At 43.9% G+C, this 14,924-nt stretch carries 11 protein-coding genes; 8 read left to right on the top strand and 3 right to left on the bottom strand.

The features are described 5' to 3' along the window. Positions 1-5: 5 nt before the first annotated feature. The 3 genes from epd to AMBT_RS14165 all read left to right on the top strand — a co-directional run bounded on the left by epd (position 6) and on the right by AMBT_RS14165 (position 3,291). Positions 6-1,016, top strand: a complete 1,011-nt coding sequence (gene epd, locus AMBT_RS14175) for an erythrose-4-phosphate dehydrogenase (RefSeq protein ID WP_013785320.1) — start codon at positions 6-8, stop codon at positions 1,014-1,016. 77 nt (positions 1,017-1,093) lie between these two features. Then, positions 1,094-2,269, top strand: a complete 1,176-nt coding sequence (locus tag AMBT_RS14170; RefSeq protein WP_013785319.1) for a phosphoglycerate kinase — start codon at positions 1,094-1,096, stop codon at positions 2,267-2,269. A gap of 122 nt (positions 2,270-2,391) precedes the next feature. Further along, positions 2,392-3,291: a fructose bisphosphate aldolase gene (locus AMBT_RS14165; RefSeq protein ID WP_013785318.1), complete on the top strand. Its 900-nt coding sequence runs from the start codon at positions 2,392-2,394 to the stop codon at positions 3,289-3,291. Positions 3,292-3,422: 131 nt separating this feature from the next. On the opposite strand, the gene ppx is transcribed toward AMBT_RS14165, so the two are convergent. From ppx to AMBT_RS14150, 3 genes are all read right to left on the bottom strand, one after another. Beyond that, positions 3,423-4,952 carry an exopolyphosphatase gene (gene ppx, locus AMBT_RS14160; RefSeq protein WP_041453025.1) on the bottom strand — a complete coding sequence of 510 codons (1,530 nt, stop codon included), beginning with the start codon at positions 4,950-4,952 and terminating at the stop codon, positions 3,423-3,425. 23 nt (positions 4,953-4,975) lie between these two features. Next, positions 4,976-7,057, bottom strand: a complete 2,082-nt coding sequence (gene ppk1 / locus AMBT_RS14155; protein WP_013785316.1) for a polyphosphate kinase 1 — start codon at positions 7,055-7,057, stop codon at positions 4,976-4,978. A gap of 146 nt (positions 7,058-7,203) precedes the next feature. After that, positions 7,204-7,710 carry a glycine cleavage system transcriptional repressor gene (locus AMBT_RS14150; protein WP_013785315.1) on the bottom strand — a complete coding sequence of 169 codons (507 nt, stop codon included), beginning with the start codon at positions 7,708-7,710 and terminating at the stop codon, positions 7,204-7,206. 250 nt (positions 7,711-7,960) lie between these two features. Between AMBT_RS14150 and AMBT_RS14145 the strand changes: the two genes are divergently transcribed. The 5 genes from AMBT_RS14145 to AMBT_RS14125 all read left to right on the top strand — a co-directional run bounded on the left by AMBT_RS14145 (position 7,961) and on the right by AMBT_RS14125 (position 14,837). Beyond that, positions 7,961-10,144: an ABC transporter permease subunit gene (locus AMBT_RS14145; protein ID WP_013785314.1), complete on the top strand. Its 2,184-nt coding sequence runs from the start codon at positions 7,961-7,963 to the stop codon at positions 10,142-10,144. After that, positions 10,137-11,711: a phosphate ABC transporter permease PstA gene (gene pstA, locus AMBT_RS14140; protein WP_013785313.1), complete on the top strand. Its 1,575-nt coding sequence runs from the start codon at positions 10,137-10,139 to the stop codon at positions 11,709-11,711. The genes AMBT_RS14145 and pstA overlap by 8 nt, the downstream gene beginning before the upstream one ends. Positions 11,712-11,719: 8 nt before the next feature. Continuing rightward, positions 11,720-12,526, top strand: coding sequence for a phosphate ABC transporter ATP-binding protein PstB (gene pstB, locus AMBT_RS14135; RefSeq protein WP_013785312.1), 807 nt, complete (start codon positions 11,720-11,722; stop codon positions 12,524-12,526). A gap of 36 nt (positions 12,527-12,562) precedes the next feature. Continuing rightward, positions 12,563-13,279: a phosphate signaling complex protein PhoU gene (gene phoU / locus AMBT_RS14130; RefSeq protein WP_013785311.1), complete on the top strand. Its 717-nt coding sequence runs from the start codon at positions 12,563-12,565 to the stop codon at positions 13,277-13,279. Positions 13,280-13,568: 289 nt separating this feature from the next. Beyond that, positions 13,569-14,837 (top strand): inorganic phosphate transporter, encoded by a 1,269-nt coding sequence (locus tag AMBT_RS14125; RefSeq protein WP_013785310.1) that lies wholly within the window; start codon positions 13,569-13,571, stop codon positions 14,835-14,837. Positions 14,838-14,924: the final 87 nt, after the last annotated feature.

Genomic DNA, 14,924 nt, shown 5'->3' with positions numbered 1-14,924 from the left:
AGTCTATGGTAAACATTGCCATAAACGGGTTTGGTCGTATTGGTCGCAATGTATTGCGTGCGCTTTATGAAAGCGGGCGCAATAGCCACTTTAATGTGGTTGCGATTAATGATGTCGCCGAGCCAGAAGGTATAGCTCACTTATTAAAATACGATACCGCCCACGGGCGGTTCGGTTTTGATGTGACACTAGAAAACAACACACTGAACGTGGCAGGCGATGCTATTCGCTTGTTGGCACAGCCAGATATCAATTTACTGCCTTGGCGTGAAATAGGGGTAGATATTGTGCTGGAATGCACAGGTAAGTTTGATGACAGAGTATCGGGGCAGGCACATATTAATGCAGGCGCAGAAAAGGTACTTTTTTCCTCGCCAGGCTCGCCAGATTTAGACAACACTATCATTTTTGGTACTAACGATGACACGCTGAAAGCGGAGCATAAGTTGGTGTCTAACGGGTCGTGCACTACTAACTGTATCGTGCCGGTTATTCAAGCGCTTGACGCGGCCTTTGGGGTTGAAAGCGGCACGATTACCACTATTCACGCTTCTATGCACGACCAGCAAGTAATTGATGCTTACCACCCAGATTTACGCCGTACTCGCGCAGCCAGTCAGTCTATTATTCCAGTAGACACACGGTTAGCGGCGGGAATTGAGCGTATTTTGCCTAAATTTGCAGGTAAATTTGAAGCTATTGCGGTAAGGGTGCCAACCATTAATGTAACTGCAATGGATTTAAGTGTAACCTTAGGTACGCAAGTGACTATTGCGGATGTCAATCAAGCACTGAAGCGAGTGAAAGCAGGGCGATTACAGGGTATTTTAGATTACACTGAAGAGCCGTTAGTTTCTGTTGATTTCAATCACGATCCTCACTCTTGTATTGTGGATGGTACGCAAACCCGCGTAAGTCATAAGCAGCTGGTAAAAACACTGGTGTGGTGTGACAACGAATGGGGTTTTGCAAACAGAATGCTCGACACTGCGCAAGCAATGTATGACGTAAGCTAATTAAGAATTTTGCTGCCAAGGTTGGTAGCGCCAGCCTTGGCAGCTTTCACAGTTATTCGATTAACAAGGGAAAGACAATGGCAATTCCAAGTATGAGTGATTTGGCCTTAAACGGTCAGCGCGTATTAATTAGACAAGATTTAAACGTGCCTGTAAAAGGTGGCGTAGTTACCTCTGATGCGCGTATTAAAGCTTCCATTCCTACTATTAAAGCGGCGCTAGATGCTGGTGCTGCGGTAATGATAATGTCGCATTTAGGCCGCCCTACAGAAGGTGAACCAGCGGAAGAATTCTCTCTTCAGCCTGTTGTGAATTATTTGAACGACGCGTTAGACGTACCGGTAACCTTAGAAAAAGATTATTTGAACGGTGTTGATGTTGCACCAGGTTCTTTGGTTATTCTAGAAAACGTACGCTTTAACGAAGGCGAGAAAAGCGACGACGAAACCCTATCAAAGCAATATGCAGCCCTATGCGATATTTTCGTGATGGACGCATTTGGTACCGCTCACCGCGCACAAGCGTCTACACATGGTGTGGCAAAATTTGCTACTAAAGCGTGTGCAGGCCCACTTCTTGCTGCTGAATTGGACGCACTAGGCAAAGCCCTAGATAACCCTAAACGTCCAATGGTAGCCATTGTAGGCGGGTCTAAGGTATCTACTAAGCTTACCGTACTTAAAACCTTAGCCGAAAAAGTTGACCAACTTATTGTTGGCGGCGGTATTGCCAATACGTTTATTGCCGCACAAGGCCATAACGTAGGTAAATCGTTGGTTGAAATGGATTTAACCGAGCAGGCGAAGCAACTAATGAGCGATGCCGTTGCGAATGGTGGAAACATTCCAGTGCCTACCGATGTGGTAGTGGGCAAAGCTTTCGATGAAAATACAGAAGCAACGCTTAAAGCCGTTAGTGATGTAGCTGACGACGACATGATTTTTGATATCGGCCCCGATTCATCAAAAGCCCTTGAGAGCATTATCAAAAATGCGGGTACGATTGTGTGGAATGGTCCTGTAGGTGTATTTGAATTTGAACAGTTCAGTGCAGGTACAAAGGCGTTAGCTGAGGCTATTGCTGATAGCGATGCGTTCTCAATTGCAGGTGGTGGTGATACACTGGCAGCAGTAGATAAATATGAAATCGCTGATAAGATATCTTATATCTCTACAGGTGGTGGTGCGTTTCTAGAGTTTTTAGAAGGCAAAACATTACCTGCAGTAGCCATGCTAGAAGAAAAAAACAAATAAAATTAGCAGACTACTAAAAAATCGATTCCGATTTTCGCCGGCGATACATTGAAGTACGTCGGCATATAACGATAAACCCTACACCTGTTCTTAGAGCAGTATTATAAAAAAGGAGTGTTGCAATGGCATCACAAGCACAGCAGGCCATGCTAGATAAACTTAAAACGCAGGTTGGTTTTATTGCAGCTTTAGATCAAAGCGGCGGTAGTACACCAAAAGCGCTACGTTTATACGGCATTGAAGAGTCAGAATACAGTTCTGACGAAGAAATGTTTAACCTTGTTCACCAAATGCGTACACGTATTATCACCAGCACCCCTTTCAGTGGCGAGCGGGTTTTAGGCGCTATTTTATTTGAAAATACCCTAGACCGTGAAATTGAAGGTATGTCTACTGCGCATTACTTGTGGCAGAAGAAGCGCGTTATTCCTTTCTTGAAAGTGGATAAAGGGCTTGTTGAAGAGAGCAACGGTGTACAGGTAATGAAGCCGATTGTTGGTCTAGATGCGTTACTGGCGAAAGCCGTTGCTCAAGATGTTTTTGGTACCAAGATGCGTTCAGTGGTTAAACTGGCAAATCATCAAGGTATCAAAGATGTGGTAGAGCAGCAGTTTGAAGTGGGTAAGCAAATTATCGCAGCAGGTTTAGTGCCTATCATTGAACCAGAAGTAGATATTCATAGCCCTCAAAAAGCGGAAGCAGAAGCACTGCTTAAACTTGAAATTCTAACTCAGCTTAATTTGTTGAACGAAGGCCAAGAAGTGATGTTAAAGCTTACACTGCCTAATGAAGCTAACTTCTATAAAGAGCTTGTTGATCATCCTCGTGTACTTAAAGTGGTAGCATTATCTGGCGGTTACAACCGTGAAGAAGCTAATGCGAAGCTTTCAGAAAACCAAGGTATTATCGCAAGTTTCTCAAGAGCGCTAACTGAAGGTGTTTCTGACAAACAGTCTGATGACGAGTTTGCAGCTACATTAGATGGAGCGATTGAAGGCATTTACCAAGCTTCAAAAGCATAAGTTTTATTGTTTAAAAGGGGGCGCTTGTAAGCGCCCCTTTTTTATTAATTATGTCCCGTCCTAAAATACGTTGACATAAAAACGTAAAAAGGGAGCATTAATGCTCCCTTTTCTGTTGCTCACTAACCGGCTTATTTAATAGAAAGGGTTAAGTCTAGCGCCTTCCAATACGCACTTTCTCGAACCAAGTCTGCTGCCAAAATTGGTTTTTCTTCCAACCAATCTTTAGGAAAAGTAAGGCTTAAGCCGTTCTTATCTGCATCAATCTCTATATCCGGCAAGAAGCCTTCTTGGCGTTTGATATTGAGCAACGCGCCAATACGTAATAAAGCGATAAGCTTTTTAACGGCCGCTAAATCGTACAAGTTAAAGTTGGGAAAATCGTTAGCCCGCACTTTCTTTCTATGAAAACGTACTAGGGTGGCCAATAATTCTTGTTGTTCTTGCGTAAACCCAGGCATATCTACGTTAGCGAGAATATAGGCACTGTGGCGCTGCACACCGCGCGAGTTAATTTGAATGCCCACTTCATGCAACAACGCCGCCCAACCCAACATGCTTTTAAAGTCGTGGTGTTTAAGCTTCCAGGCTTTTTCAGCATGGCTAAAGAGGTTAAGTGACGTGTTAAGCACAAGCGTAGCTTGCGCGGTATCAACATCGTAGCGGGTAGCTAAGCTGCTAGCTGTTCTGCCGCGTATATCGGCATGATGCAGCTCATCTTCCATCTGGTAAATCACGCCTTCGCGTAATGCGGCAGGGGAATAAACCAAAGTGTCTATTTCTAGCGCTTTAAATACTGCCACTAATATAGCCAAACCGCCGGCAATAACCACGCGTCTGTCTTCGGTTAAATCAGGGTAGTTAAGTTTGTCGATATGACCTGCACTAATAAACTGCTTCATTAAGTTACGCAGACTCTTGAGCGTAACGGGTATATCGTGGTCGTTGGGTCTATCTTGTTGGCATAAAGTGAACAACGAGCGAATTGTGCCCGACGTACCAACACATTGTACCCAACCCAGCTTGCGGTACTTATCTTGAATAAATTCCAGCTCTTGTTCAGCCGCAGTAATGGCCAGCTCAAAAGATTTGTTTTTTAATGACCCGTCTGGGAAGAATCGCTTAGTGTAGCTAACACAGCCCATTTGCAAACTACGGCAAATAAGCGGGTTGAAGCCCTCGCCAATCACAAATTCTGTTGAGCCCCCACCGATATCCACCACTAACTGCTGTCCATCAGCATGGTTAGTATGTGCTACGCCAGAGTAAATCAGGCGGGCTTCCTCCACGCCTGAAATTACTTCTACAGGGTAGGGCAGAATATCTTTCGCGGCATTAATGAAGTGGTGGGCGTTTTTGGCTTTGCGCAGAGTGTGTGTGGCCACAATACGAACCGAGTCGGGTTCGAAACCGCGTAGACTTTCAGCCACAATACGTAGCATCTTTAAACCACGTTCCATGGCTTCATCAGACAAAATATTGTCGTCGTCCAACCCCTCAGCTAACCTTACTTTTTGTTTAACGCGATGCAGAATTTGGACAGACCCAGCAACAATACGCGCTACCACAAGGTGAAAGCTATTCGAGCCAATATCTAACGCGGCTACTTTATTAACCTCACGGCTTTCAACGGTATCAAAAACGGATTCATGCTGAGTCATTTCATGCTGAGTCATTTAAGGTTTTATTTTCCTGCTTCTTTTTCTTCTTCTTTCACAAGATAGTCGTAAATCTCTATTTGTGAACGTAATTTCTTGCGATTGCCTCGAGCAACGTACTTGTTGCTTTGTTCCTTGTCAATCACTCTCGCTTTAAGCGTATCACGGAATTGTATATCCATAATATCGACAATGCGCTGTTGCAGGTTTTTATCGTAAATAGGGCAGCCTACTTCTATGCGGTTGTCCATATTGCGGGTCATCCAGTCAGCAGAAGAAATAAACACTTTTCTCTCACCGCCGCCTTCAAATACCATCACCCTAGGGTGCTCTAAGAACCTATCGACAATAGAGATGATTTCAATGTTTTCGCTAATACCTTTTAAGCCAGGTATTATGGAACACATCCCGCGAACAATACCGCGAATTTTCACCCCTGCTTGACTGGCCCGATACAAATCATCCATTAATTCCTTATCAACAAGGTTATTAATCTTAAAGGTAATTTGCGCAGGACGGCCTTCTTTTAAATGCTGAATTTCTTGACGAATAAGTGACTGAATTCGGGTTCTCGCGTTTAACGGTGAAATCTGCAAATGCTGAAATTTATACCGGCGGAAAGGGTATTGAATAAGGTCAAATACTGCCACCGCTTCATTGGCCAATTCTTGGTTTCGAGTGAATAAACTGTAATCGGTATAGATTTTTGCGGTTTTTTCGTTGAAGTTACCCGTACCAAAATGCGCATAGTTAATCATCGCGCCACGTTCTTCGCGGGTGATCACGCAAAGCTTCGAGTGAATTTTTAAGGTTGGCACGCCGAGCACTACGCGAATACCCGCATCGGTCATGCGTTTAGACCATTCAATGTTGGCCTCTTCATCAAAGCGAGCGCGCAGTTCTACCACTACGGTCACCTTTTTACCGTTATCAACGGCATCAATGAGCGAGTTGATAATGCGAGAGTTACTGGCCACACGATAAATATTAATGCGAATAGATTTTACGCTAGGGTCGAATGCTGCTTGGCGGACAAATTCGGTAACATGTAAGAATCGGTGATATGGGTAATACAGTAGAATATCGTGGGCGGTAATGGCATCGAATACCGTATTAAATTTGGAAAAAGCATTGCTGTCGATAGCCGGCAGCGGAGCATGCTCTAAATATTCGCGGCCCACGTTTGGAAAGCCAATGAAATCTTTAAAGTTACGATAGTGCCCTGCAGCATGCATGGTATCGAGTTTTGTTATACGTAAACGCTTACGTAAATCCTGCATCATATCTTCAGGCATATCGTTGTCGTAAATAACCCGAACAGGCTCGGCAATTAAGCGCTGTTTCATGCTCTCAGACATTTTTTCTACATAACTTTCGTCAATCTCGTCATTGATAGAGTATTCGGCGTCTCGGGTCATCTTGAATGAAAATGACTCGACTTCGTCAAATTTAACAAAGCCGCGGAAAATGTCTTCCAAGCTAAGCTGAATCATGTCATCGAGCATAATAATATGCTTTTTCTTTCGACTCTTTTCCGGCGGAATAAGCATAAAGCGAGACATTTCAGACGTAGGCACCTGAATAACCGCATAGCGCGTGTTGCGGTCTTTACGGCGCAGCGCGACATACAAATAAACAGATGTGCCATTTAAACGGCTTAACAAGTCCATTTTCTTGTCAATAATGATAGGGGCTATATGGCGAAGCACCTTATTGACGAAGAAGTTACGTACCCACTGCTTTTGATACTCGTTTAATTCATGCTTTTGCAGAATATGAATATTGTATCGCGCGAGCGCTTTTAAAACGTCTTTATGAATATGGTCGAACTTGTCGGAAAGCTGAACAACCTTTTGCTGAATAATCGCCATTAGCGCGGTTTGCTTTTCCGCTTCTTCTTCGTTGCCATCATTTTGGGCAATGGTTATTTGGCGTTTTACGTCAGCAGCACGAACACGATAAAATTCGTCAAGGTTGTTGGAGTAAATACCTAAAAAACGAATACGTTCTACTACAGGGTTGTTCTTATCTGCAGCTTCCTGCAAAACCCTTTCATTAAATGCTAACCAGCTAAGTTCTTTGGGATAATATAGTTCTGGGTTATCCATAATTTATCGTTTTTTCACTTCTTAAAATGGCCAAAGACTGACATCAGTCAATGACATTACTGTGACAACCCTTAGATATAATAGGGTTAATTCGTAGTCCTTTACCTCAACGAGGTGATTTGAAACCTTTCTGTGTCGCTAGGGCCTTATTGCTTGGCCTGTATATCCACTACCAAGTCGTTCGACAACGATTCAAGGGCGTCTTGTAACGCATCGTCATCAAACCCTTCAGGTACCGCAATAACGGCATTGGCTTTGAATATTAAACTTCCCCAGTTAGGTGCGCTCTCGCAGCGTGATGAAAAGTTAAGAATGTTCAGGTTAAATTGGTTTAGCACCGAGGTTAACTCTTGCACTATGCCGGCTTTGTCGTTGCCCATCACATCAACGGTAAGTTGATTGGTTAATGAATTGGGTGATGTATTCACTGCCACAGACTGGACCGATAAATCGGAAATGGCATTTAGCGCGTCGACAAGTTTTTCGTTTTCGTCAGCTGGGACGTGTACTTCAACAAAGCCGGTAAACATGCCTGCCATATGTGCAAAGCTAGAGCCTTGCCAATTACCTTTGTGCTTGTAGATGCACTTAGCTAGCGTATCAACCAAACCAGGCTTGTCTTTACCCATAATACTAATAATGAGCGATTGCATGAGAAACTCCTATTCCAGAATCTGTAGAAATACGTTTGCTACTGTGGTTTTACGGTAATACCATAAGCCACACTGTAAAAGCGCTACTGGTTAGTATTGTTAATAAACCTTGATAACAACAGTGTTTGAGGCTGCATACTTTAGGCGTTATTCGCCGGAACTAATCCAAAAGTTTTCGCTTGCTATTAGCATAACAAAACTTACACTGCTCACCAGTGTAATTTACACCTGATAATATTATTAAATAAGAATGACTTCCTACAGCGATAGCATCAATAAAAAACGCCAGCGCAATGATAAGTGGGGGCGATATATCGTCACCGGCTTTGGTGGGTTGGTATTGCTGACGCTGGTTATCTTAATTTCGCACCTTGTTAGTCAGGCTTTACCTCTGGCGTTAGTGCCTAATATTGAGAAAGAGCACCAGCTTGCATTACCCGAAGGTAGCCAAGTAGAAAGCGCTGGAGATTTGCTTGGCGGTCAATTAGTGGTAACTAACGGTGAAGATTGCCGTTTAAGCTTATATGGCTACAAACGTCACGATTTCGCTAAGCATCACGACTACATTCGCCCTTGTGATCATCAATTGGCGACGACCTCTTTAATGGGCGAAAATGCAATTGTGGATATTTCTGCTGGCGGGCAAGTTCGGGTGGTGCCCGTCAGATCGTTAGCGTATCGAAGTGTATTAATTGCGAATAATTCAGATCCTTTAGCTCAACCCTCAAGCCTTGTGTCCTCTACAATATCTTTTGCTTTACCGGGCGAGTATTGGTCACAAACTACGTCTTGGCAATTTGCATTTTCATCTAAGTGGGCGGCAATAGCGCTACATACACCATCGGGTACTTTTATTCGCTGGGTGAACCAGCTTAACCCCACGCAAATGATTGATAAGTTCTTTGCCAATGTTGATAAAATACATTTGTTGCCTGGTGCACAAATGATGTTGGTAGAAAAAGAAGCACACTTGTTCCTTTCACGTCTTTTCGAGGATGAATCACAGCTCTCACTGTTAGCGTCTTTTGAGAAACTCAGCCGTAATGACATTGCTATTTTATCTTTAGAGAAAGACAGAACGTTTTTCTTACAGGATGGCACTAACCAAGTTACCCGCTGGGTATTACATCGCGATGCGAACACGCTCGATTTCATTGAAACCTACCAGTTCCTTTTGAACGCGGACGAACGGCTAATTGATATAAAAGAGCATGCCAGTATTAATGTGGTGGCAGCGCTTACCGATAAACGACGCCTTTTATTTATAAACCGAGTATCAGGTGAAGTGGTTACGACAATTGATTTACCAGAGCCCATGCAATCTATCTCTTGGTTTGGCAACCGTCTTTACGGTTATAACGATGATTCTATTTACATTTGGCGGGCGAATAATTTAAGCGGTATTACTACGTGGCGATCGCTATTTGCGCCGCAACATTATGAGGGATATACCGAAGCAGATACGGTGTGGCAAACCACAAACGCCACCGATTTCCAAGAGGCCAAGTTTAGCCTTACGCCGTTAATTATAGGTAGCTTGAAAGCGTCGCTACTGGCTTTATTTATTGCCATACCCGTAGCAATAGGTGCAGCGATATACACCGCTTTTTTTGCTAAAGAACGACTTCGTCATGCGCTAAAGCCCGCCATCGAAATGTTAGAAGCTGTTCCCAGTGTGCTTATTGGTTTTATCGCGGCCATTTGGCTTGCCCCCATGGCCGAACAGTTTCTATTCTCTTTTGCTTTTTTTCTTATTGTTGTTCCATTTGTACTCATTGCCGTGGCCTTTGTTCAGCGCCCTGTTGCCGACCGCCTACCGGCTAAACTTCGACGCGGTGCTGAATTGGGATTTGCCTTACTTGGCGTATTCATATTGGGTTTCATAAGTGTGGTATGGGCGCCAGAGTGGTTCTTTAGCTTAATTAATGTAGATGGTTTTGACATGCTAGCCGCTGAGTCTGATAGCCCTATAGGAAAAACGACAATAGTGGTGGCGATAGCCTTAGGTGTGGCAATTTCACCGAGTATTTACTCTATTGCTGAAGATGCCATTGGGGGCGTGCCCGATGAGTTAAAGCATGCATCATTTGCGTTGGGCGCCACGCGTCTTCAAACCCTTAAATATATAGTGCTGCATGTCGCGTTTCCGGGCATTATGGCGGCGATTATGCTGGGTTTTGGTCGCGCGTTCGGGGAAACCATGATTGTGCTTATGGTGACGGGAAATACCCCAATATCTAGCTGGGGCTTAATTGAGGGCTTACGGGCATTAACGGCCAACTTAGCCATAGAATTACCCGAAGCAGATGTGTCATCTGCGCATTATCAAATTCTGTTCTTTACCGCTGGCATACTGTTTGTTTTCACGTTTGTTGTAAATACGATTGCTGAATTTACTCGTCAACGCTTACGCAGTAGATCTTATTATGAATAATATGTTCAATGGCTTTAACGCCGTTCATCGCCAGTCGCTAGTGATATCGTTAACGGCGTTTTTTACTAGCTTGCTGTTAATTGCTTTGGTGAGTGTGTTGTTCCTTATTACCTTTCGTGGTGGTGCGTATTTTTGGCCAGAGCCCATTTATGATGTGACTTATAAGGTCACCGGAGCCAATGAAAGTGCTAAAACCGAACATAAAATGTTCGCTCAGCTTTATATGGCTGATGAAGAAGAGCAAATATATCAAGTTCACTTTGCTGACGAGCAAAGCCCTTACGGCTCACAAATGCAGTTGGCCAGTACGGATATTATTAACAAAGAACTTGCCTACGGTAGTGCCGAAATAAAAACAAAAGATGGTCGCTTTGTTTTGGGACAGCCAGAGTTTTTATCCACACCAGACAGCCGACGGGAAGACTTGTCGCTGTTTTCAGATATTCAAAACAGAGTATCGGCACTTAGTGCTCAAATCGAAAAAATTAGGAGCGAGCGACTATCGCCCATTCACGAATCTTTGGCATCATTAGATAGCAAAGGTGTTGATCAAAATGCACCGGCAAGAGAACGTTTAGAGACTCAGTTTGAACGTTGGCAGCATGAAGTTATTCATTTGGAGGAAGAGCGAGACGAGTACGAACTCAGCGTTACTTTTGCCAATGCGCAAGCGTACGCTATTCGGGTGTCGGAAATTAAAAGCGTCGATTATGTAAGCCAGCTTAGCTATTTTGAAAAATGGCAGGTGGCATTTAGTCGTATTGCTACCTTCCTTACTGATTCTCCGAAACAGGCGAATACGTCTGGCGGGGTATATCCCGCACTATTTGGCACCGTGCTAATGGTATTTTTGATGACCATTATAGTGACGCCTTTTGGCGTACTTGCGGCTATTTATTTAAGTGAATACGCTCCTGATACGCCGTTTACCACCGCCATAAGAATAAGCGTTAGCAATATGGCAGGCGTACCTTCCATTGTTTATGGGGTTTTTGGTTTAGGCTTTTTTGTTTATACCTTGGGCGGCAATATAGATGCACTTTTCTTTGCTGATAAATTGCCAGCGCCCACTATGGGAACCCCAGGTGTGTTCTGGGCAAGTTTAACCATGGCTATCTTAACCTTGCCAGTTGTTATTGTTGCCACCGAAGAAGGCTTGCGGCGGGTACCAGAAGGGTTAAAACGGGGAAGTTATGCCCTTGGCGCCACTAAGGTAGAAACTATCGCTAAAACCATTCTTCCCATTGCGTCACCCGGAATAATGACAGGCGTCATATTGGCAATCGCTAGGGCGGCAGGCGAAGTCGCGCCCCTAATGCTGGTTGGCGCGGTGAAATTTGCTCCTACGCTACCTATAGATGGAGAATTTCCGTATCTGCATTTAGACCGGCAATTCATGCATTTGGGCGTACTTATTTATGATGGCGCTTTTCATAGTCATACTGATGCGAAGAATTCTTCAATGATGTTTGCCGCCTGCTTGCTACTGCTATTAGTGGTATTTGTATTGAATGTGCTGGCAGTTATACTAAGAACGCGGTTAAGAAAGCGCTATTTACAAGGGTAACCTTTTACATGCTGAAGTTGTTTGAACGCAATACGCTCAACGTGGCTGACATCACTGATGACACCACGGCTATCGATGTGCGTAACCTTAATTTATGGTTTGGAAATAAGCATGTGCTTAACGACATTTCTATGCGTATTCCAAAAAACAAAATCACCGCATTAATCGGGCAAAGTGGGTGCGGGAAATCTACCTTGGTTAATTGCTTCAATAGGCTTAACGATTTGTACGATGGCTGCAAATACGAGGGTGAAATTAATATTGGTGGTCGCAACATCAATAGTAAAAAGGTGAACGTGTCGCGCCTGCGTACCCAAGTAGGTATGGTATTCCAGCGGCCTAATCCTTTTCCCATGAGTATTTACGATAACGTTTGTTACGGGCTTCGTCTGCAAGGCATTAAAACTCGTCGCCACCTTGACGATGCGGTAGAAAGCGCATTAAAAGAAGCAGCGTTATGGGATGAAGTTAAAGACAGGTTGTTTGAGTCGGCAAATGCATTATCCGGTGGTCAGCAACAGCGCCTTGTTATTGCCAGAGCGCTAGCACTCAAACCTGATATTTTGTTGTTAGACGAGCCTACCTCAGCGCTAGACCCATTAACGACCTTATTTATTGAGGAGTTGATGGCTGAGCTTAAGAAGCGTTGTACCATCGTGATTGTTACCCACAATATGCAGCAAGCCTCTCGAGTTTCAGATTACACGGCGTTCTTTCATCAAGGGCGATTGGTTGAATATGCAGACAGCGATTCGCTATTCACTATGCCAGAGAAGAAACAGACTGAAGATTATATTACTGGCCGCTACGGCTAATTAACAAAATCAGCAGTTGCGAATAGGAGCCATACAATGCGTCAGGTTGCACTGAATACCCATATTTCCGGAACCTTTAATATTGAGTTGGAAAATTTAAGAAACTCGGTATTAACCATGGGCGGCGAAGTAGAACAGCAATTATTAGATACCTTAAAAGCGCTTAAATTAAACCACCCTGGCTTGGCAGAAAAAGTGGTGTTGAATGACCTTAAGATTAACTCTATGGAAATCCAGATAGATGAAGAATGTATTCGAATTATCGCCAAGCGCCATCCTACGGCAAGCGATCTGCGCTTAATCATGACCATTTCTAAAGCCATCACCGACATTGAAAGAATGGGCGACGAAATAGAACGTATCGCTAAGCTGGTCACCCGTAATAAATTACCCAGCTCTGACACTATTAAAAGCAGCATGTTGTTAATCGGCGAACGTGTAGCGGCGATGATGCGGGGTACGTTCGATGCGTTTGCGCGTCAGGATGAAAGTGCAGCCTTGGCGGTGTATAAACAAGACAACCGAATAGACAGCGAATATAAACGCCTGCTTACCTACACCACCACAGAAATGGAAAAAACCACAGAAGATATGCAAGACTGGCTAGACGTGTTGTGGGCCATGCGTTCCTTAGAGCGGATTGGAGATAGGTGTAAAAACGTGTGCGAATACGTAGTTTATTTAACCAGGGGGACGGATGTAAGGCATACGCCGCTAGAAAACATTCATCAAAAGTTAGAAGATTTGAGTTAAAAAATGCTCAAAAACTGTCACAAAACCGCAACACTTGCCCAAATTATCATCGTATGAATTTAATTCCGTTGCGTTTTCTGTTTTTTCGTAGATTTTCACTATGGCTCTGCAGACGATTACGCTATCATGCGCCGCAGCAAAGTATAATTCGTGCAAAAAATAATCTAAGCCTTTGCTAAGAATCGTTTTGCCGTGTAACTATCATTTTTGTCTACGTCATAGCCGCACATTTGTCGGGTGATGTGGCAGTAGCTAGCTTAAATCGCGTAAAGATCAGGAGCGGTTATCCGTGGAATTTTTCGAGAGTTATGGTCTCATTCTTATTCTCCTTGCTGCCGGTGTCGGCTTCATTATGGCTTGGGGTATTGGTGCAAATGACGTCGCCAATGCAATGGGAACATCTGTTGGTTCTAAAGCGTTAACAATAAAACAGGCAATTGTTATTGCCATGATTTTTGAGTTCGCCGGAGCATACTTAGCGGGTGGGGAAGTAACCTCTACCATTCGCAAGGGTATTATTGATCCAGAGTATTTTTCTGCTATTCCTGAGTACCTCGTACTCGGTATGATTTCGTCTCTGTTTGCAGCAGGTATATGGTTAGCCTTTGCATCTTGGCTAGGATGGCCTGTATCTACTACGCATTCTATTATTGGCGCTATTATCGGTTTTACCGCAACTGGCGTTAGTATGGACGCGGTAGCATGGGGCAAAGTAGGCGGCATTGTTGGTAGTTGGGTAGTGACGCCAGCTATTTCGGGCATTATTGCATACCTCATTTTCATGAGTGCCCATAAACTTATCTTTGAAACCAAATCTCCGTTTGAAAATGCCAAGCGTTACGTTCCGTTCTATATGGCACTAGCAGGCTTCATTATGTCGCTAGTTACCATTAAAAAAGGGCTTAAACACGTAGGCTTAGAAATGAGCGCCGTGAACGGTTATATATTGGCTGTGATTATCGCTATTATATTAGCCATAATTGGTAAGTGGTTTATTGGTCGCATGAAGTTCAGCGGTTCAGAAGACGCTGATTTACAAGCTGCCAATGTGGAAAAAGTGTTCGCCTTACTCATGGTTGTTACTGCCTGTTGTATGGCATTTGCGCATGGTTCAAATGATGTTGCTAACGCTATTGGGCCTTTGGCTGCGGTAGTGAGTGTGGTGACTTCTGGCGGTGAAATTAATGCCAGTGCCAACCTAGCGTGGTGGATTTTACCGCTTGGTGGTTTGGGTATTGTGCTTGGTTTAGCTATATTCGGTCATCGCGTTATTAAAACTATCGGCCAAGGTATTACTCACCTTACGCCAAGTCGTGGCTTTGCCGCTGAATTAGCAGCAGCTACTACGGTTGTAATAGCATCAGGTACTGGCTTACCTATTTCTACCACGCAAACCCTAGTAGGCGCGGTATTAGGTGTAGGTTTGGCTCGAGGCGTATCGGCACTTAATCTTGGTATTGTTAGAAATATCGTGGTGTCGTGGATTGTTACCCTGCCTGCAGGCGCAATACTTTCCATTATTTTCTTCTTCGCACTGAAGGCAGCTTTCGGCGTTTAATAGCCTATTAAGATTTGAAAACAAAAACCGCGTTTAACGCGGTTTTTGTTTTTTATAACGCGTATATTTGAATAGCGCGGAAGTCCG

Source organism: Alteromonas naphthalenivorans (assembly GCF_000213655.1).
In the GTDB taxonomy this organism is placed as follows: Bacteria; Pseudomonadota; Gammaproteobacteria; order Enterobacterales; family Alteromonadaceae; genus Alteromonas; species Alteromonas naphthalenivorans.
Note: the sequence above shows the minus strand (reverse complement) of the source record. Positions and strands in the feature narration are given on the sequence as shown.